The organism is Methylobacterium sp. A49B (assembly GCF_053346215.1).
This window is the reverse complement of sequence record NZ_JBKFBO010000002.1, coordinates 30,323-47,481: the sequence shown is the minus strand read 5'-3', so window position 1 is coordinate 47,481 and position 17,159 is coordinate 30,323. Positions and strand designations below refer to the sequence as shown.

21 protein-coding genes are annotated in these 17,159 nt (G+C 71.4%); 13 read left to right on the top strand and 8 right to left on the bottom strand.

Annotated elements, in window-relative coordinates; genetic code table 11:
* Window positions 1-657 precede the first annotated feature (657 nt).
* The 8 genes from ACLBX9_RS00430 (at window position 658) to ACLBX9_RS00395 (ending at window position 5,541) form a co-directional block, all read left to right on the top strand.
* Window positions 658-2,292, top strand: coding sequence for an adenylate/guanylate cyclase domain-containing protein (locus ACLBX9_RS00430; protein ID WP_010686640.1), 1,635 nt, complete (start codon window positions 658-660; stop codon window positions 2,290-2,292).
* A gap of 184 nt (window positions 2,293-2,476) precedes the next feature.
* Window positions 2,477-2,815, top strand: a complete 339-nt coding sequence (locus ACLBX9_RS00425) for a hypothetical protein (protein ID WP_010686639.1) — start codon at window positions 2,477-2,479, stop codon at window positions 2,813-2,815.
* A 40-nt stretch (window positions 2,816-2,855) separates the two neighbouring features.
* Window positions 2,856-3,008 (top strand): hypothetical protein, encoded by a 153-nt coding sequence (locus ACLBX9_RS00420; RefSeq protein ID WP_010686638.1) that lies wholly within the window; start codon window positions 2,856-2,858, stop codon window positions 3,006-3,008.
* A gap of 105 nt (window positions 3,009-3,113) precedes the next feature.
* Entirely contained in the window at window positions 3,114-3,611 is a 498-nt protein-coding gene (locus ACLBX9_RS00415) for a DUF2721 domain-containing protein (protein ID WP_010686637.1), read from the top strand.
* A gap of 94 nt (window positions 3,612-3,705) precedes the next feature.
* Window positions 3,706-3,879 (top strand): hypothetical protein, encoded by a 174-nt coding sequence (locus ACLBX9_RS00410; protein ID WP_010686636.1) that lies wholly within the window; start codon window positions 3,706-3,708, stop codon window positions 3,877-3,879.
* A 357-nt stretch (window positions 3,880-4,236) separates the two neighbouring features.
* The gene (locus ACLBX9_RS00405; protein WP_244625475.1) at window positions 4,237-4,524 is read left to right on the top strand and encodes a hypothetical protein; all 288 of its coding nucleotides are present in this window, start codon (window positions 4,237-4,239) and stop codon (window positions 4,522-4,524) included.
* A gap of 166 nt (window positions 4,525-4,690) precedes the next feature.
* The gene (locus ACLBX9_RS00400) at window positions 4,691-4,963 is read left to right on the top strand and encodes a DUF1488 family protein (protein ID WP_106428331.1); all 273 of its coding nucleotides are present in this window, start codon (window positions 4,691-4,693) and stop codon (window positions 4,961-4,963) included.
* Between the two features lie 248 nt (window positions 4,964-5,211).
* The gene (locus tag ACLBX9_RS00395) at window positions 5,212-5,541 is read left to right on the top strand and encodes a hypothetical protein (protein ID WP_447717517.1); all 330 of its coding nucleotides are present in this window, start codon (window positions 5,212-5,214) and stop codon (window positions 5,539-5,541) included.
* A gap of 541 nt (window positions 5,542-6,082) precedes the next feature.
* Here the strand turns inward: ACLBX9_RS00395 and ACLBX9_RS00390 are convergent.
* From ACLBX9_RS00390 to ACLBX9_RS00370, 5 genes are all read right to left on the bottom strand, one after another.
* Window positions 6,083-6,496: a hypothetical protein gene (locus tag ACLBX9_RS00390; protein WP_158168900.1), complete on the bottom strand. Its 414-nt coding sequence runs from the start codon at window positions 6,494-6,496 to the stop codon at window positions 6,083-6,085.
* Window positions 6,497-7,161: 665 nt separating this feature from the next.
* Window positions 7,162-7,425 carry a hypothetical protein gene (locus tag ACLBX9_RS00385; protein ID WP_447717516.1) on the bottom strand — a complete coding sequence of 88 codons (264 nt, stop codon included), beginning with the start codon at window positions 7,423-7,425 and terminating at the stop codon, window positions 7,162-7,164.
* A 322-nt stretch (window positions 7,426-7,747) separates the two neighbouring features.
* Window positions 7,748-7,948, bottom strand: coding sequence for a hypothetical protein (locus tag ACLBX9_RS00380; RefSeq protein ID WP_010686630.1), 201 nt, complete (start codon window positions 7,946-7,948; stop codon window positions 7,748-7,750).
* Window positions 7,949-8,036: 88 nt separating this feature from the next.
* Window positions 8,037-8,399: an energy transducer TonB gene (locus tag ACLBX9_RS00375; protein WP_447717515.1), complete on the bottom strand. Its 363-nt coding sequence runs from the start codon at window positions 8,397-8,399 to the stop codon at window positions 8,037-8,039.
* Between the two features lie 95 nt (window positions 8,400-8,494).
* Window positions 8,495-8,737 (bottom strand): hypothetical protein, encoded by a 243-nt coding sequence (locus ACLBX9_RS00370; RefSeq protein ID WP_010686628.1) that lies wholly within the window; start codon window positions 8,735-8,737, stop codon window positions 8,495-8,497.
* A gap of 675 nt (window positions 8,738-9,412) precedes the next feature.
* On the opposite strand from ACLBX9_RS00370, the gene ACLBX9_RS00365 reads away from it, so the two are divergent.
* The 5 genes from ACLBX9_RS00365 (at window position 9,413) to ACLBX9_RS00345 (ending at window position 16,122) form a co-directional block, all read left to right on the top strand.
* A complete protein-coding gene (locus ACLBX9_RS00365) occupies window positions 9,413-9,592 on the top strand; it encodes a hypothetical protein (protein WP_010686626.1) in 180 nt (59 codons plus the stop codon).
* 326 nt (window positions 9,593-9,918) lie between these two features.
* Window positions 9,919-10,950: an AraC family transcriptional regulator gene (locus ACLBX9_RS00360; protein ID WP_447717514.1), complete on the top strand. Its 1,032-nt coding sequence runs from the start codon at window positions 9,919-9,921 to the stop codon at window positions 10,948-10,950.
* A 122-nt stretch (window positions 10,951-11,072) separates the two neighbouring features.
* Entirely contained in the window at window positions 11,073-11,405 is a 333-nt protein-coding gene (locus ACLBX9_RS00355) for a hypothetical protein (protein ID WP_447717513.1), read from the top strand.
* 120 nt (window positions 11,406-11,525) lie between these two features.
* On the top strand, window positions 11,526-12,866 hold the full coding sequence (locus ACLBX9_RS00350; RefSeq protein WP_447717512.1) for an efflux RND transporter periplasmic adaptor subunit: 1,341 nt from the start codon (window positions 11,526-11,528) through the stop codon (window positions 12,864-12,866).
* Between the two features lie 10 nt (window positions 12,867-12,876).
* Window positions 12,877-16,122, top strand: coding sequence for an efflux RND transporter permease subunit (locus ACLBX9_RS00345; protein WP_447717511.1), 3,246 nt, complete (start codon window positions 12,877-12,879; stop codon window positions 16,120-16,122).
* 11 nt (window positions 16,123-16,133) lie between these two features.
* On the opposite strand, the gene ACLBX9_RS00340 is transcribed toward ACLBX9_RS00345, so the two are convergent.
* From ACLBX9_RS00340 to ACLBX9_RS00330, 3 genes are all read right to left on the bottom strand, one after another.
* Window positions 16,134-16,274 carry a hypothetical protein gene (locus ACLBX9_RS00340; RefSeq protein WP_010686621.1) on the bottom strand — a complete coding sequence of 47 codons (141 nt, stop codon included), beginning with the start codon at window positions 16,272-16,274 and terminating at the stop codon, window positions 16,134-16,136.
* A 140-nt stretch (window positions 16,275-16,414) separates the two neighbouring features.
* On the bottom strand, window positions 16,415-16,627 hold the full coding sequence (locus tag ACLBX9_RS00335) for a TOBE domain-containing protein (protein ID WP_010686620.1): 213 nt from the start codon (window positions 16,625-16,627) through the stop codon (window positions 16,415-16,417).
* A 116-nt stretch (window positions 16,628-16,743) separates the two neighbouring features.
* Window positions 16,744-17,058, bottom strand: a complete 315-nt coding sequence (locus tag ACLBX9_RS00330; protein WP_010686619.1) for a hypothetical protein — start codon at window positions 17,056-17,058, stop codon at window positions 16,744-16,746.
* Window positions 17,059-17,159: the final 101 nt, after the last annotated feature.

The following is a 17,159-nucleotide window of genomic DNA, read 5'->3' as shown; positions in this document are numbered from 1 at the left end:
TCTGGTCCTCTGTCTCCCGTTGGACGGGATGTGTGCGGTGCGACAGGAACTGCAGGATGTCCTCGGGCGATAGTGCACGGATGCAACAGCCCGAACGAGGCCCCTGGGAGGGCTACATGGAGGTGCGCTGCAGCACATCCCGCGCAGGATCGAAGTTGATCTGCATCAGGATATGTAACGGGCCGCTTCCGGAAACAAAAAGCCCCGTCGCTCGGAGGCTGACGGGGCTGAAGTTCGTTCGTGAACGATCCCAGGACCAACCGGGAAGCTTCACCGTTTGTTAAATCCTAACGCTCGGCGGCCTGCAAGCCTGCGCGCAGCGGTAGAATGGCGTTAAGATTAACGCGGTGGTGCGGCGGGTTCGGCTCGCTGCCTGGCGCCCGAGCTTTCAGAGGGCGCCGTTCCGGCGCGACAGACTAGACGCAAGGTTCTTCCTGGGGCCGATCCGGTTCAGCCCGGCGCCTATCCAGTGCTCGCCGCAGGCATGACCCACGGGGCGCCGTCTCGGGGCGTCCATGCTCTTGGAGGTCGGGTCCCGAGCATTGTAATCTCCGGGGCGGGCGGCGAATCGGGCAGCCGGACGTCCGGCCCGGAGCGGTCTGCCGCCGACGCGGCCACGCGCACGGCCACGCCGTTCGGCCTGTGGAGAAGGGGCGGATGTCGAGCGTCAGCGAGCGGACCGCGCGGCATCAGCGGATCATGGGCCCTCTCCTCGTCGCCGCGATCCTGTTCGGCCTGGCCGGATTGCCGATCGCGGTCTGGCTCGACCTCCGCGGCCTGTCCGAGCGCATGCTGGCGACGCAGGCGGTGGAGACCGGCCGGATCATCGACCAGATGCGCAGCTTCTACGCCAGCGACGTGGTCCAGGCGGTCAACGGCGCCACCGGCCGCGTGGTGACGACCCACGATTACAAGGGCGTGCCGAACGCGATCCCGATCCCCGCAACGCTCTCCCTGGAACTCGGCGACCGGATCAGCGGCGGAGATGGGGCGGTGAAGTACCGCTTCGTGTCCGACCTGCCGTTCAAGGACCGCAAGCCCCACGAGCTCGACGCCTTCGAGGCCGCCGCCCTGGCCGACCTGCGCGCCCACCCCCAGACCAACTTCGTCAGCGAGACCACCGGCTCGATCTTCGACCGGCAGGTCCGCATCGCTGCGCCCATCCGGATGGAATCCGCCTGCGTGCGCTGCCACAACGCGCATCCCTTGAGCCCCAAGACCGACTGGAAGGTCGGCGACGTGCGCGGCATCCAGGAGATCGTCCTGCGCCAGCCGATCGCCGCCAACGTCCTCGCCTTCAAGTACCTGCTCGGCTACTTCATCCTGGCGGCGCTCGCCGGCACCACCTTCCTGCTCCTGCAGGCGCGCCAGTCCCGGCTGATCGACCGGATGAACCGCGAGCTGACGGAGTCGAACGGCTTCCTGGCCGCGATCTCGGTGCAGATCGCCAAGTACATCTCGCCCCAGGTCTACAAGAGCATCTTCAGCGGCGAGCGGGACGTGTCGGTGGCCACCGAGCGCAAGAAGCTGACGATCTTCTTCTCCGACATCAAGGATTTCACCGCCACCACCGAGCGCCTGCAGCCCGAGGAGCTGACCGCGCTGCTCAACGAGTACCTGACCGAGATGACCGCCATCGCCCTCAAGCACGGCGGCACGGTCGACAAATACATCGGCGACGCGATGCTGGTGTTCTTCGGCGATCCCGAGACACGGGGCGTGCGCGAGGACGCGCAGGCCTGCGTGCGGATGGCCATCGAGATGCAGAAGCGCCTCGGCCAGCTGAACGCCCGCTGGCGCCGGGCCGGCATCGAGCGCCCGTTCCAGGCCCGGATCGGGATCAACACCGGCTACTGCAACGTCGGCAATTTCGGCAGCGACGATCGGATGGACTACACGATCATCGGCGCGGAGGCGAACCTCGCCGCCCGCCTGCAATCGGTGGCCGCGCCCGGCGGGATCACCCTGAGCTACGAAACCTACGCGCTGGTCAGCGACATCGTCCGGGCGGGCCCGCAGGAGCCGATCCGCATGAAGGGCATCAGCCGCGAGGTCGTCCCCTACGCCATCGAGGGCGACCTCGCCGCGGAGGCGCCGGAGACGGTCTTCTCCGAGCACGCGCGGGGCATCGACTTCTACATCGACGTCGATGCCCTGGAGGCGGACGGCGCCGCCCGGCTCCGGAAGCGCCTCCTCGAGACGCTGGCCGCCGTCGACCGCCGGATGACCGGCTCGGGCGCGCCGAGCCCGGAGCCGCAGCCGGGCGCGTTGCAGCCCGCGGCGGCGGGCTGACGGGGCCGGACGGGCGTTGGAGATCCTGGGAAGACCTGTCGACGGGGCGAAGATGGACGGCAGCGGTCAGGGGGCGACAGGCACGAGGGCGCGGGTGTCGGGCGCGGGGGCTTCCGGAGCCGGGCCGCGGGGCACGCCCGTCGCCCGTGGGCGTGGCTCTCGCCTCGTCCTGGTCCTCACGGTCATGCCGTCCCTCCTGGTCACGGCCCGCACGGCCCGGGCGGTGGAGGAGGACACGGTCGGCTGGTGGATCTATGCCGGCGCGGTGCGCAGCACGCTGCTGTCGCGCTACATCGGACCCGAGGCGGCGACCGAAGCGCTGGCCGCGATCGCCCGCGCCGGCCGGGATTGCGGCCTGACGGCCCGGATCGACGCGCGCGACGCCTTCGGGGCCACGCCGCCCGGCGCCGCGCCGGTGGTGTTCGGCCCGTTCCTGAGCCGGGCGCGGGTCGCGGCTTCCCTGGCCTGCATCCGGCGCTATGTGCCGTCGGCCTTCGTCACGCAGTCCGGCCCGCCCGTATGACGCGGGTCCGGGCCGCCGGCCCGGAGACCGGGAGACCCGCATGAACCCGATCGCGCTGCTGTCGATGCTGGCCCTGCTCGCGACGTGGATCGGGATCGGTGTCGCCGTCCTGGCCTACGGGACGCCGCTCGGCGTCGCCTGCTACGTGCTCGCCATCGTCGCCACCCAGCCGCGGGTGTGGAGGCTCCGGTGACCGACGCCCCCGCCCCCACCGGCGCGTTCCTCGAGGCGCTGCCGCCGCCGGCCAGGCTGCGCGGACGGCGTCCCGTGGCAACCCGCGCGGCGCGGTAGCGCGGCGATGTTCGGATTCTCCCTCAGTTCCACCGAGCCAGACAGCATCGCGCACATCATCCAGGTGGCGCTCGCGCCCGCCTTCCTGCTCTCGGCCCTGGCCACGCTGCTGAACGTGTTCTCCACCCGCCTCGGCCGGATCTCCGACAAGGTCGACGCCCTCTCGGCGGAGGCCGCCCGGATGGCGCAGGCGAGGGCGGCGGATGCCGAGGCCGTCCGCCTGTCCCGTCGGCTGAGCTACCTGCGGCGACGCTCCTTCGTCCTCGACATGGCGGTCGTTCTGGCCTCGCTGGCGGGCGGGCTGATCGGGCTGGCCGTGCTGACCCTGTTCGTCGGGGCGCTGCGCGACGCCGCCACGGCGTCGATCCTGTTCGCGTGCTTCGGGGCGGCGCTGATCTGCACCGTCGCGGCGATCGCCGCGTTCATGGCCGAGATCCTGATGGCGGGGCGCGGCGTGCGCGACGAGGTCGAACACCAGCAGGACAAGGTGCCGGCCGGGCGCTGACCCGGCCCACGGATTGCGATTGCACGGATTGGGAACCGGCCCTTAATCTTAACGGTGCCTGATGCCGCCGTACGCTGCGCTCGAGTGTTCCGTCATGAGTCTCGCGATCTTCGTTGCCCTCATCGCCGGAGCCCTCTGCCTCGGGGCCCTGTCGTCGCTCCTTCCGTTCGGTCGGCGGGAGGACGAGGATCTGGAGCAAGCCCTTCCGCGCGAGGACGAGTTCTTCGACATGGGCGGTCCGGTCATCGACATGGAACCGCATCATTGAGGCGCCGGGGCCGCGCGCTGCGGCCCGGGACCGAGGGCCAGCCGGGGTTTGCAGGCGGCGCGACCTTGCGCAGTCTGTGCGACCTTGCCTGCGGCAGCGACGCGCATTCGTGCTGGCCGCGAGCCGAATGCTGGACACGTCGAAGTCTGCGGCTCGCGCCATCCCATCTTATACAACTAGCGGTAGTAAAAATGTCCGCAAATGGTTCACGTCGCCGACCCACTTGATTGATAAATCATCGTCGTACGCACTCCTCTCGGGTTTTTACGTCGCCTGGATGCAGTCATAGCGAGCTGTCGATCTTCTGCAGAACGCGGGTTGTTGATGGACAAGGCACAGGGCGACCGTACAGACGGCATGGAAAAGCCTGCAGACATCGCGCAGGAGGCGAACGGCATCGCCTTCCTGCTGGCCAGTGCCGCCTATCTGGCGCTCGCGGGGGCGCACCTGCGGCGCGAGGGAGCGGCAGGGCTCGCCCTGATGGACGAGATCGAAGGTCAGATCGAGGAGGCGCTGATCAGCTTCGCGGCCGAGAACACCTACGAGGTCGCGCGACCGGACATTCTCCTGCACGCGACCCGCAAGGTCCGCGCGCTGCTCGATGCGGGGCGCCTGATGGTGCCGGAGGTTCACTCCCTTCAGTGATCCCGTCTGTGGTGCTCCGCTCGGGCTGGGGCGACCGACCCGATCGCGCAGCCCTGCCGCGGGTTTGTCGCCCGGACGACTGTCGGATTGGATACGGACATGCCGGCGGCGGTTGACCGGCGGACGGAGGGGCGCGATGCGGGTGGATGAACCGCGGAGGCGCGACATGCCGCTGGCAGGCTATGAGGCGGGACAGCCGGTCATCGATCAGGAGACCCTTGCCCACGTGCGATTCGGGATGTTGGACGGTCGCGTCGTCCCCTGCCGTGTGCCGATCGACGTGCTGAGAGACCTGTTTCACGCGGGCGACCGCCCGTTCGACCCGCTCGACATCTTCCGGAGCCACCGCCGCGCCATCGAGGACGCGGCCATCGAGAAGTACGAGCGCTCGGGCGCGCCGGACGGCATCCTGGACCTCGACGAGTCCGATTTCATCTGAGCAGACCCGTGTCGGCAGGCCGCCGCTTCATCCCTCGGGTCCTTGGTGCATCACAGGTTCTCGTCGCAGGGTCGGTGGCGGCTTTTGCGCGGCGTGCGCAGAGCGCGGCGGCCCGGACCGGCCCGACGGGTGCCGGGGCGTGGGCGCGTCTGCAAACCGCGTCCCGGGCAGACGGCCGCGAAGGCGGCGCGCCGCTGAACCTGCGCCGGATGGCGGCGTTGACCTCCCGCCAACGCGGGGAGCGGCCGATGTCTTTCATCGACGAGATCAGAAGCGACCGGGCTGCTTGGCTCGAGCGTGCCCGTGCGGAGCCGGAGGATGCCTTCCCCGGCGAATCTTGGCTGTCGATGTCGGTGGCCGACATCGAAAGTCTGGAAGAAGTCGTGTCGGGTCGGTGCCCGCGCGACGACCGGCCGATCAGAGCGGCCCGTTCGGCATCGCTCGGCAGCGCGGAGCCGATTGTGCGCCGGCAGGACGGTCGCGGCACCCCGCGTGTCACCGGCGGTCGATCCGGAGCCGTGACGGGCGGGCCCGGTCCGGAACCGGCACGGCAGGGCGGCGCGGGCCGCCGAGCCTGACCCGCCGCGGAGCGGGCCGCCTCCGATGCGGAGCGCGGCGTTCGCCGATGCAACACGCGAAGCAATACGCCGGACATCGAGCTTGGCCATAAGACCGTTCGAGGCCTCCGATCGTCGGAGGCCGAACGGGGTCTGCGCGCGATGACAAGGCCAGCGACGATGACTAGCCGCCTCGTGGACGCCGTCGTGACGGCAGCTATGGGGTTCAGCCTGATCGTGCACGCGCAGTTCATGGTCCTGCCGCCGCACTTCGTGTGAGACTTGGGTCCGGTCGATGCCTTCGGCGCGGCTGTCTCCGCGAGCGGAGCGAAGCGATCCCGTGGCGCCACGCCCGATAGGGCCACGCTGCCCTGGGTCGCTCCGCCCGTGATGACGGGAGGAGCGCCTCAACCGATGCGTTCACGCGGACACCCTGCAGGGCCTGTGGCGCGTCGGCCCTGATGGTCTGCGCACCGGTCGCGACGTTGCGCGCGCGGACGCGAACGGCCGAGCCCGGCGCCGGTCGTGGACCGGGCCGCAGACTTCGCCTGGGGCCGTCGGATCAGCGCTGGACGAGGCGCACCCGATGATGCCGGTGGTGCCGGCGCCATTTGAGGAGCGCGTAGCGAACCTTGCTGAAGTAGGCGTAGAGTCTCGACTTGTGCCGATGACGATGTGCGAGCTGAACCCGGTGGGCATGTGGGGGCTGCACCGCGCGGCTCACCACGACCGTCGGCTTCCAGGCGGCGGGCTTCGCGTTCAGTACAGCGATGGGATCGACGTAATCGACCCTGCGGGCGCGCCCAGCGCCGCCGCAGCCCGAGCAGAGCGAGCCGGACAGCCGCCGCCAAGCCGCCTGTTCACGCGCGGCGATGCTCCGGTCGGCTGCATCCGACAGCTCGATCGGGCTTCTGAGCAGCGCCGACCGATCTTGTTGCCGGAGGATCCGGGACGAGGGACCAGAATCGTCGGGCACCTCAAGCATCGGAAGCCGGACAGTCTGTGGTTCTGCACGGCATGTCACAGCACAGGCGCAGCCGAGAGGAAGCGCTATCAGAAGCGTCATTCTGGATGCTGGATGAGACATCGTCGCCCACGACTCCGACGCGACCGCTCCACTACGCCGGACCGGGCTGCTGTAGCCAAATAATGCTATTTGCAACCGGATGGCGCAATCTAGCCCGTAAATACGACAGCTTAGGCAAAGTACTTAGAAGTTGGCGGCGGTCAATCGTTATTTGCGACCCGAGAGCAGAAACCTGATGGCTACTGAGCCCGAGGCTGAGCCCGAGCCGGCGCTACGGCGAAGCTTGGCTGTCGTTGCCGCGGAAATGTCGGCGCGTCCTGGGCTGAGGATGCCGGGCGTGGGCGCAAGGTCCCGTTCTCGTCCTGGATCCCGGGCGCTGGCCGGTCGCCTTCGGCCGTGCGTCCCATGCCGGTGCGTTTGCGAGGCGCTGTCCGGCTCTGCCGCAGGCGTCGCGAACCCCGTCCTCCAGTCCGCACGCGGCGGAGGGCACCGGTACGTCGGGCCGGCGGTGCGACCTTGGCCGCGGCCGCCCGCTGCGGGAACCCGCGACGTGCCCCGACCCGGCGGGACCTTGACGGTCGATCCGGCGAGCGCCTGAGCTGCGGCGTCCGGGCTCAGGGCGGCCCGGGAACGGGCCCCTCCGCCCTGGGCGGCCCGTCCTGCCGCGCGGACCAGACGACACGACCCGCCACGTCCCGCAGGGCTGCGGAGCCCGAGCGGCCCGCGAGCAGCTGCGCGAAGCGGGCCTTCGCGTCGGCGACGGCCGCGGCCTCGGAGGCGCCGAGGATCTGCTCGTCATGGATGATGATGCCGCTGGCGCTCTCGCGATGGATGACGCATTGCAGCCGATAGGGGGCGAGCGGTTCGGTCGAGGCCATCGCCAGTCCCGTCACGGAGCCGGTCTGGCAGCCGGGCCGCGACCGGCCGGTCTCGCCGCGGCGCGCCCGACGGCCCGGTGCGCCGGGCCCGGTTCAGCTGACCATTCGCCATCCCGGATGGCGAAGACGCAGCGGGACACCCGCGCCTCCTCAGATCGAGATCTCCAACGAGAAGATATCAGAATTGGCCGCGCCATGAACGGTTCGAGACGGGGCTGGCAGTGCCGTTGCACCTCGATCACTTCCGAGGTCCAGCCCGGATCGGAGCCGCGGTGGCGCGGCGCCCGATCAGACCGGATCGGGCGCCGCTCTGGAGGGCGGCTCAGGCCGCCTCACCCTCCGCGTCGTCGGCGTCCAGAATGGTCTCCAGATCGCCCACCAGGGCGTCCAGCTGGTCGGCGGTCGCCTTGAGCTTGAGCGTCGTGCCGTCCTGGGCCTCGACCGCGATCTCGATGTGATCGGCGACCTTCGCGGCCAGCGCCTGCTTCACCGTGTAGGTCGTCACGTCAGCCTTGTCCGCCATGCTGTCTCCTGGGTTGGCCCTGGGCAAACCCGGCACCCGTCGCATCGATGCTGCGGCAGAAGTTCGCGACGCGGCCCGGAGGAGCGGTCTACCGGCGCTGGCGCGTGTAGCGCTCGACGACCCGTTGCCGATGCGTCGGCGCCTCCGGGAGGTGGGATGCGCCCGCCGGGACGGCGGCACGGGATACGGGCCGCGGCGCGGGCAACAGCTCCGGTATGGCCCGGGGCGTCTCGAGGATGACGGCCTCCAGCACACGCGGCCGGGTCGATCGTGCCGGCCGCGGGCCGCGGTCCGGCCGTGCCGCGAAGGTCCCGAGTGCCCAGAGCCCGAGGCAGAGCAGGCCGATCAGGATCCCGTCCCAGGACGGCTCGGCCCGGCACATCAGGATCCCGGTCCCGGTCAGGGAGGCCGCGGCCGCGAAGAGCCGCGGAGTCGGATCGCCGGAGGTCATGCCGCAGCCTCGGCGCCGCGCGCTGACGGCGCGTAAATTCCACCGTTCCAATTGTCCCGAACCGGCCGATTCCGGTAGCCGAACACGGGCTGTCCTCAGCCGGCCAGGCTCGACGGCGGCTGCCAAGTCACGCCGGGATGCTCGCGGATGTCGCCGGCCCGGCTTCCGGTATCGGCATCGCTCGTCCAGTCGCTGGGCTCGGTGAGGCCGGCGATCTCGGCCTCCGGATAGGCGGCGGTCAGAAACAGGCGCGCCTCGCCCTCGGCTTCGGCCCTGACCGTGACGAGCGGCTCCGGGCCGCCCGGCCGGCGCAGCTGCGCGATGAACAGCTTGGTCATGACGGGGCTCCCGAGGCTCCGGCCGGCGTGAGCCGATCCGCATTGGCAGGCCATCGCTTCATCGGCTCAGGTCCTGGGTTGGCTGCGGGTCCCGCAAGGCCGGCCCACGCTTCTGCAAAGCCCCCGAGACCCTGCGCGCCTCCGACATCGATTTCCGCGACGTGAAGGCCGCCGGCGCGCAGGCGATCCGGAAGGCGCGCGCGGCCGTGGTAGCCGGCCGCGTGCGCCATACTGTCCAGCGCCGCGAGAGCGTCCAGCGCCGAGCCGGTCCAGAGGACGATGCCCGTCGCCGCTTGCATGATCCGGAACACCTTCACGCGACGCCCCAGGCCTCCGATGCTCGGACAAGCTTGCGAGCGGACTCGGTGTTCCCGGTCGATCCGGTCATGGCTGACGGTTCGGGCCGCGCGCCGCCGCGGGTCCGCGACGGGCGCCGGGAGGGGCTGGCGGACGAGGGCGGCAAGCGCGGCAAGCGCGGATTGCGCCCTGCCCATCCGCTGCGGCCGATTGGGCGGGGGCCGGAACACGCCGTCGAGGCGCGCGGTTATCCAGCCCATGCCGGCATGGTCTGCCCCGGGTCTGCCCCCGAGGCAGTTCTCAGTCAGCCCCGAGACAGTCCTCAGGGCCGGCGCCATGGTCCAGCACGTCCCGAACCCGATCGGAATCAGCAGACCCATGACCAGCCGAACCGTCTATTCCGCCCTGTTCGCCCTCGCCCTCGTCGCCGGCAGCGCCGGCATGGCTGCCGCGCAGAGCACGCCCAACGGCAACACGTCCACCTCCGGCGCCCCGGCCGGCGACAACAGCACCGGCAACGGCGCCACCGGCAGCGGCGCGGCGCCCAGCGGGCGGTAACCGGGCGTTAACCCTGTGCCATGACATCACCGGTCTTCACGACCGTGCACCTTCCACGTCCCGCGGCCAACCGGCACGCGGGACGTTTTGTATCGCGCGAAGGTACCGGCCTCACTGCTCCATATCGGCTCCGTCTGTGGATGAGCCTCAAGAATTGACTTTAGGAAGGATACTAAACGCGCCGGTGATGCCTCCTCGGATCTTGGATTTTCCGTCCGGGTTACGCGTGGACCCGTGAAGGCCCACGCCCTTTCCAAGGAAGCCGGAATCGTCGTACTGGGACCACCTAGACGATCATTCCGAAGCCAAAGGTCACGACACGGGCGATGCGGTCGAACTCTGTCCTGCAGCTCAGGAGTGAGAGCCCAGGTCCCCAACAGGCTGCCGCGTGGCGCGACGCGGTCGCGCCGTTCTGGACCTTCGCGATCCGCGAGGAGGACGTGGCCGAGTTCCGCGGGCGGTCGCAGGTCCGGCACCTCGGTAACGCGATCCTCTGCCGGGCGAGCGCCTCAGGCCTACGCTTCGCCCGCGAACGCGCCCTCGTGGCCCGTATGGGGGTGGATCATATCCTCGCGCATGTGCGCCTCTCCGGCCGCTCCCGGATCGGGACCGGCGGCGACGAGCGCGACTGCGCGCCGGGCGACATCTGCCTGTTCGACCTGTCGCGCCCGCTGACCGCCAGCACCACGGATTACCAGGCCCTCACGGTGGTGTTGCCGCGGGCCCTCTTCGGAGCCGATCAGAGCCGCCTCGACGCCCTGCACGGGGCGGTGATCCCGGGTGAGACGCCGTTCGGCCGGATGCTCGCCGATCACCTGCGCGCGCTCAGCACGCACGCCGACGGGTTCTCCGAGCGCGAGGCCGAGGCGGCGACGCGGGCCACGGCGGCGCTGCTCGCCGCCGCGACGAGCGCCTGGCCCGACGCGACGCGCGGCGAGGGTTCCGACAGCGCGCCGCTCCTCCTCGTCCTGCGCCGCGTCATCGAGATCGAACTGGCCTCCCCAGAGCTGAATGCCGACGCGCTCGGGCGCCGCTTCGGCGTCTCGCGCAGCGCTCTGTACCGCCTGTTCGCCCCGCTCGGAGGCGTGTCGGGCTACATCCGGCAGCGCCGGCTGGCCTGCGCCTATCGGGAACTCGCCGCGGGCGACGGACGCCACGCCCGGGTGTCGGAGGTGGCATACCGCTGGGGCTTCGAGAGCGCGGCCCATTTCGCCCAGGCCTTCCGCGCCGAGTTCGGCTGCGCCCCCCGGGACGTTCGGGGGCAGGCCGTGGCCGAGGCCCCGGCGGTGCCCGGCCAGCCGTCCCGGACGGAGACCTGGGCCGACTTCTACGACTGGGTTCTCAGGCTGGCAGCCTGAGGGATGCGGGCCGCGGCCCTTGTGCCGACGGCCCCGCATCGCCCATATGGCCCCTGATGACAGTCGGGGTTCGGCATAGGCGCGCCGCGCGTGCGCGGGGCTGGTGGGCGATCGCCGCCCGCGTGCTCGCGCTCGTCCTGGCGTTCGTCCTGGCGCTGGCCGTCGCGCCGCCCGGCGCCGGCCTCGCGGCGGATCTGACCTTTCACGCCGGCAGCCATCATGCCCGGACCGACGGACCGACCCTCGGTGCGCCGGCCGCGCCCGGGGACGTCGATCCCGGCCTCGGCGAGCACCTGCATTGCGGCTGCCATCAGGCCGCGCGCCTGGAGGCGGCCGAGGTCGCGCCTCCGTCCGTTCCGGGCCGACCGCTGCCCGCCGCCCTCGCGCAAGGCCGGCCCTCCGTCGCGCCCGACCGGCTGCCCCGGCCCCCGCGCACGGGCGCTGACGCCGCCTGAGGGCGCGCGTTCCGCCCGGTCGCCGGAATCGGCTCCGGGCCCACCCGCACACGACACCTGAACGGGACCCCGGAGGCCGCCGCGCGCGGCAGCCCGCCGTCCCGGCCGAGCAGCTTCCCCATGCGCATCCTCCTGTCCGCGGCCCTCCTGTCCGTGGCCTTCCTGGCCGCCGGCATCACCCTCGGCGCTGCAGTCCCCGCCCTGCCCGACCTCCTCCGGCACGCGCTCGCGGCGTCCGGTCTCGTCCCGGCCCCGCGCGATGGCCTAGACCACAAGCACGCCGCCGGGCCGGACCGGCCTGCGGGCGCCGGCCACGACCAAGAGCGTGGCCATGATCACGACCACCCGGACGGCGCGGGGGAGGCCCGCGACGCGGGCGTGATCCGCATGCGGCCCGATCAGGTGGAGGGCCAGGACATCGTCACCCGGACGGTGGCGGGCGGCACGCTGGCGCGCCACCTCCTGGTGCCCGGCACCATCACCCCCGACACCGACCGGATCGCCCGGGTCCCCGCCCGGGTGGTCGGCACCGTGGCCGAGATGCGCAAGCGCCTCGGCGACGCCGTCCAGAAGGACGAGGTCGTCGCCGTCCTCGACAGCCGCGAGGTCGCCGACGCGAAGAGCGAATTCCTCACCGCCCAGGTTCAGGCCGAGCTGCAGACGATCAATTTCGAGCGCCAGCAGAAGCTCCTGGCCTCGCGCAGCGCCTCGGAGGCCGCCTTCGAGACCGCGCGCGCCGCCTATTTGGAGAACCGGCTGCGCGTCGACCTCGTCCGCCAGAAGCTGTCGGCGCTCGGCCTCGACGCGGCAGAGGTGGCGGCCGCCCAGAAGCGCGACGAGGCCACGCCCAACCAGTCGAGCCTGCGCCGCTACCCCCTGCGGGCGCCGCTCACCGGCCGCATCGTCGAGCGCAAGGTCGATGTCGGCACCGCGGTCGGCAAGGAGGGCGACCCGGCGGACCTCTACACGGTGGCGGACCTCTCCACGGTCTGGATCGAGCTGTCGGTGCCGACCCTCGACCTCGCCCAGGTGCGGGAGGGCGCCCGCGTCACGGTCACGCCCGGCCGGACGGGCGAGACGGAGCGCCGGGCGGACGGGCGCGTGATCTTCGTCAGCCCCTTCCTCAACCCCGACACACGCTCGGCCCGGGTGGTGGTCGCCTTGCCGAACCCGGACCTCGCGTGGCGGCCCGGCACCTTCGTCACCGCCGAGGTCGAGATCGCCCAGGACGCGGTCCCGGTCCGGATCCCCAAGGCGGCCGTCCAGACGATCGCGGGCCGGAGCGTCGTCTTCGTGCGCAATCCGGACGGCTTCGAGAAGCGGCCGGTCACCCTCGGCCGGTCCGACGACGAGGCCTACGAAGTCACCGCGGGCCTCGCGGCGGGCGCCGAGATCGCGGTCGCCAACGCGTTTGTGCTGAAGGCCGAGCTCGGCAAGGCCGATGCCGACCACGACCATTGAGGATCGCGCCATGATCAGCCGTATCCTCGCCGTCTCGGTCCGCCAGCGCTGGCTGGTGCTGCTCCTCGTGCTGCTGGCATCCAGCTTCGGCGCCGTCGCGCTCACGAAGCTGCCCATCGACGCGGTGCCCGACATCACCAACAACCAGGTGCAGATCAACACCCTGGCCCCGTCGCTCTCGCCGGTCGACGTCGAGCGGCAGGTCACCTACCCGGTCGAGACCGCGCTCGCCGGCATCAAGGGCCTCGACTACACGCGCTCGCTCTCGCGCAACGGCTTCTCGCAAGTCACCGCGGTCTTCGCCGAGACCCTCGACATCTACTTCGCCCGCCAGCAGGTCGCCGAGCGCCTCGCCCAGGTGCGGGAGGACCTGCCCCCCGGGGTCGAGCCGCGAATGGGGCCGATCTCCACGGGGCTCGGCGAGATCACCATGTGGTCGGTGCAGTACGCGCCCCCGCGTGAGCGCACGACGGTGCCGGCGGGACAGCCGGGCTGGCAGCCGGACGGGCGCTACCGAACCCCGGAGGGCCAGGATCTCGGGTCGGAGCTGGAGCAGGTCGCCTACCTGCGCACGGTCCAGGACTGGATCATCCGGCCGCAGATCAAGGCGGTGCCGGGGGTGGCGGGCGTCGACAGGATCGGCGGCTTCGAGAAGCAGTACCACGTCCAGCCCGACCCGACGAAGCTGACCGCCCTGGACCTCTCCTTCGCGGACGTCGCCCGGGCACTCCAGGCCAACAACGCCAACCAGGGCGCCCGCTACCTGGAGGATAACGGCGAGAGCTACGTGGTGCGCGCCGCCGGCCGCCTGGAGAGCCCGGAGGCGATCGCCGACGTCGTCGTGGCGAGCCGCGGCGGCGTGCCGGTACGGATCCGCGACGTCGCTACGGTGCGAGTGGGGCGCGACCTGCGCACCGGCTCGGCCAGCGAGAACGGGCAGGAGACGGTCATCGGCACCGCCCTGATGCGGATCGGGGAGAACAGCCGCACGGTGGCGGCCGCGGTCGACGCCCGGCTGGACCAGATTCGGCGCGCGCTGCCCCCCGGCATCGTGGTCCAGACGGTGCTCGACCGGCGGCAGCTCGTCGAGGCCACGATCCGCACGGTCGCCAGGAACCTCGCGGAGGGCGCGGGCCTCGTCATCGTCGTCCTGTTCCTGCTGCTGGGCAACATCCGGGCGGCGCTGATCGCCGCGCTGGTGATCCCGGTCGCCATGCTGATGACCGTGACCGGCATGGTCGAAGGGAAGATCTCGGCCAACCTGATGAGCCTCGGGGCGCTCGATTTCGGCCTCATCGTCGACGGTGCGGTGATCATCACCGAGAATGCGCTCCGCCACCTCGCCGAGCGGCAGCACGCGACCGGGCGGGCGCTTACCCTGGAGGAGCGCCTGGAGACGGTGCGGGCGTCGGCCGAGGAGATGATCAAGCCGTCCCTCTACGGGCAGGCGATCATCATCCTGGTCTACGTCCCGCTCCTGACCTTCACGGGGGTCGAGGGCAAGATGTTCCAGCCGATGGCGCTGACCGTCATCCTCGCCCTGGCGGCGGCCTTCGTGCTGTCGCTGACCTTCGTGCCGGCCCTGATCGCCGTCGCCCTCACCGGCCGGGTCACCGAGGCGGAGAACCCCCTGATCCGGGGCCTGAAGGCGCTCTACCGGCCGGTGCTGGCCGCCGCGATCCGCGCGCCCGCGCCGTTCGTGGGGGTGGCGCTGCTGCTCCTCGCGGGCGCCGGCGTCCTCGCCGGGCGGCTCGGGACCGAGTTCATCCCGCAACTCGACGAGAAGAGCATCGCGCTCAACGCCACCCGGATCCCGTCGACCTCCCTCACCCAGTCGCAGGCGATGCAGCTCAAGGTCGAGCGGGCCATCGCGAAATTCCCGCAGGTCGCCTACGTGTTCTCGAAGACCGGCACCGCCGAGGTCGCCACTGACCCGATGCCGCCGAACTCCTCCGACACGTTCGTGATGCTCAAGCCGCAGGCGGAGTGGCCCGACCCGAGCCTGTCGAAGGCCGCGCTGCAGGAGCAGATCGAGGCGGCCTTGGGCGAACTCGCCGGCAACGTCTACGAGTTCTCCCAGCCGATCCAGCTGCGCTTCAACGAACTGCTCGCCGGGACGCGGGGCGACCTCGCCGTGAAGGTGTTCGGCGAGGCCTTCGAGCCGATGCTGGAGACCGCCAACCGGATCGCCGCGATCCTGCGCGGGATCCCCGGCGCCGACGACGTGAAGGTCGAGCAGATCGCCGGGCTGCCGGTCTTCGAGATCCGGATCGACCGGGCCGAGGCGGCGCGGCTGGGCCTGAGCACCGGGGCCATCCAGGACGTGATCGGCGCCGCCATGGGCGGCCGGGACGCCGGATTCGTGTTCGAGGGCGACCGGCGCGTGCCGATCGTGGTGCGCCTGACCGATCAGGTCCGCGAGGACCGGGAAGCCCTGGAGAACCTGCCCGTCCCCCTCCCCCCGGGGCCGAACGGCCGGGCAGCCTCCGTGCTGCTCCGGCAGGTGGCGCAGTTCTCGATCAGCGAGGGGCCGAACCAGATCAGCCGCGAGAACGGCCGCCGCCGGGTGGTGGTCACCGCCAACGTCCGGGGCCGCGACATCGGCTCGCTGGTGGCGGAGGCTCAAAGGAAGGTCGCCGATCAGGTGACCCTGCCGGCGGGCGCCTCCGTGACCTGGGGCGGGCAGTTCGAGAACCTCGCCTCGGCCCAGGCGCGCCTCGCGGTGGTGGTGCCGATCTGCTTCGTCCTGATCTTCCTGCTGCTCTCCTCGGCTCTGGGCGGCGCGCGGGACGCACTCCTCGTGTTCAGCGCGGTCCCGCTAGCCCTCACCGGCGGCATCGCGGCCCTGTGGCTGCGCGGGATGCCGCTGTCGGTGCCGGCAGCGGTCGGCTTCATCGCCCTCTCGGGCGTGGCGGTGCTCAACGGCCTCGTGATGCTGACCTTCATCAAGCAGCTGGTGGCCGAAGGCCGGCCGCTGCGGGACGCGATCCGGGAGGGCGCCCTCACCCGGCTGCGGCCCGTGGCGATGACCGCCCTGGTCGCCTCCCTGGGCTTCGTGCCGATGGCGCTCGCCACCGGCACGGGCGCGGAGGTCCAGCGGCCGCTCGCCACCGTGGTGATCGGCGGCCTGATCAGCGCGACCCTGCTGACTCTGCTGGTGCTGCCGGCGCTCTACGCGCGCTTCGGCCGGGCCAGTCCGGCGGCCGGCCACCGGAGCGCCGGATTCCCCGAGCCGGTGGCGGATCGTGCAGCCTGACGGGGCCGCCCTCAGGCGGGGAGGATGTGCAGGAAGCCCCCGACCATGCCGAGGGCCCCGATGCCGAACAGACTCGCGGCGATGTAGAGCCGCATCCGGCTCGCGTCGGCCGCCGACGGGGAGGCGTCTTCGGGCGGGTCAAACCAATCCATGGGGGCGCTGTCCAGTCAGTGCATCGGGTGGCTCGGGCGGGAGGCGCCGCCCTAGGCCAGCCCGATGACGGCTGGATGACCGATCCGCCAAGGCGGAGGGCGGGCCCCGCGGAGCCGCCCGTGCGAATCCCGTGCCGCCGCTACGGCTTCACGAGCAGCACGTTCACCGCCTTCGCGAGCACGTGGACGGTATCGCCCTCCTTGAGCCGCAGCGCTTCCAGCGAGTCGAGCGTCATCACCGACGCCATGCGATAGGTGGTGCCGACGAGTTCCACCTCGACCTGGGCCATCACGTCCCCACGCTTGATCGCCGTCACCGTGGCGGGGATGTCGTTGCGGGCGCCGTGCTTCATGGATCGTCCTCGTGGCGCAGCCGTCGCGGCTGCCGGATGGGCCTATCGGCTCAAGCGCCTCGGCCTCTGGCAAGGCCGGCGCGCAGGTTCAAGCGGGCGCCGGCCTCGCGTCGGGATCAGCGGCTGCCCGCGGCGCCGGACGCTCCGCCGCTGGCGCCGCCGCCCTGCTGGAACCCGGCCGCGTTGGGCGGCCCCTTCATCCGGCCGTCCTGGTTCGGCATCTCCGGGCCCGGGGCCCCAGCCTTGGTCGAGCCGGTCGTGTCGCTCGTCCCGGTATAGCCGGCCGCGTTCGGCGACCCCTGCATGCGGGCGCCGTGCGCGGCATCGCCGCCGGCCGGGCGGGTTCCCTCGGCGGCCAGCGCCGCGGAGTCAGTTGCCAGGGAGCCCGTTGCCAGGAGGCCGGCGGCCAAGATCGGTATCCACGTCTTCATCTGCGTGCCCTCGCGTGCTCCTCGTGCCGCCTCTCGGGGGCGACAACGAGGCAACGCCGGCGGCGGCTTCCTGTTCGAGGCAAGCAGTCGAGGCGCGCGGC

Excerpts from the sequence above, each read along its gene's own strand:
- ACLBX9_RS00430 (WP_010686640.1), top strand. The coding sequence starts at position 658 with ATGTCGAGCGTCAGCGAGCGGACCGCGCGGCATCAGCGGATCATGGGC.
- ACLBX9_RS00425 (WP_010686639.1), top strand. The coding sequence starts at position 2,477 with ATGCCGTCCCTCCTGGTCACGGCCCGCACGGCCCGGGCGGTGGAGGAG.
- ACLBX9_RS00420 (WP_010686638.1), top strand. The coding sequence starts at position 2,856 with ATGAACCCGATCGCGCTGCTGTCGATGCTGGCCCTGCTCGCGACGTGG.
- ACLBX9_RS00415 (WP_010686637.1), top strand. The coding sequence starts at position 3,114 with ATGTTCGGATTCTCCCTCAGTTCCACCGAGCCAGACAGCATCGCGCAC.
- ACLBX9_RS00410 (WP_010686636.1), top strand. The coding sequence starts at position 3,706 with ATGAGTCTCGCGATCTTCGTTGCCCTCATCGCCGGAGCCCTCTGCCTC.
- ACLBX9_RS00405 (WP_244625475.1), top strand. The coding sequence starts at position 4,237 with ATGGAAAAGCCTGCAGACATCGCGCAGGAGGCGAACGGCATCGCCTTC.
- ACLBX9_RS00400 (WP_106428331.1), top strand. The coding sequence starts at position 4,691 with ATGCCGCTGGCAGGCTATGAGGCGGGACAGCCGGTCATCGATCAGGAG.
- ACLBX9_RS00395 (WP_447717517.1), top strand. The coding sequence starts at position 5,212 with ATGTCTTTCATCGACGAGATCAGAAGCGACCGGGCTGCTTGGCTCGAG.
- ACLBX9_RS00385 (WP_447717516.1), bottom strand. The coding sequence starts at position 7,425 with ATGGCCTCGACCGAACCGCTCGCCCCCTATCGGCTGCAATGCGTCATC.
- ACLBX9_RS00380 (WP_010686630.1), bottom strand. The coding sequence starts at position 7,948 with ATGGCGGACAAGGCTGACGTGACGACCTACACGGTGAAGCAGGCGCTG.
- ACLBX9_RS00375 (WP_447717515.1), bottom strand. The coding sequence starts at position 8,399 with ATGACCTCCGGCGATCCGACTCCGCGGCTCTTCGCGGCCGCGGCCTCC.
- ACLBX9_RS00370 (WP_010686628.1), bottom strand. The coding sequence starts at position 8,737 with ATGACCAAGCTGTTCATCGCGCAGCTGCGCCGGCCGGGCGGCCCGGAG.
- ACLBX9_RS00365 (WP_010686626.1), top strand. The coding sequence starts at position 9,413 with ATGACCAGCCGAACCGTCTATTCCGCCCTGTTCGCCCTCGCCCTCGTC.
- ACLBX9_RS00360 (WP_447717514.1), top strand. The coding sequence starts at position 9,919 with ATGCGGTCGAACTCTGTCCTGCAGCTCAGGAGTGAGAGCCCAGGTCCC.
- ACLBX9_RS00350 (WP_447717512.1), top strand. The coding sequence starts at position 11,526 with ATGCGCATCCTCCTGTCCGCGGCCCTCCTGTCCGTGGCCTTCCTGGCC.
- ACLBX9_RS00345 (WP_447717511.1), top strand. The coding sequence starts at position 12,877 with ATGATCAGCCGTATCCTCGCCGTCTCGGTCCGCCAGCGCTGGCTGGTG.
- ACLBX9_RS00340 (WP_010686621.1), bottom strand. The coding sequence starts at position 16,274 with ATGGATTGGTTTGACCCGCCCGAAGACGCCTCCCCGTCGGCGGCCGAC.
- ACLBX9_RS00335 (WP_010686620.1), bottom strand. The coding sequence starts at position 16,627 with ATGAAGCACGGCGCCCGCAACGACATCCCCGCCACGGTGACGGCGATC.
- ACLBX9_RS00330 (WP_010686619.1), bottom strand. The coding sequence starts at position 17,058 with ATGAAGACGTGGATACCGATCTTGGCCGCCGGCCTCCTGGCAACGGGC.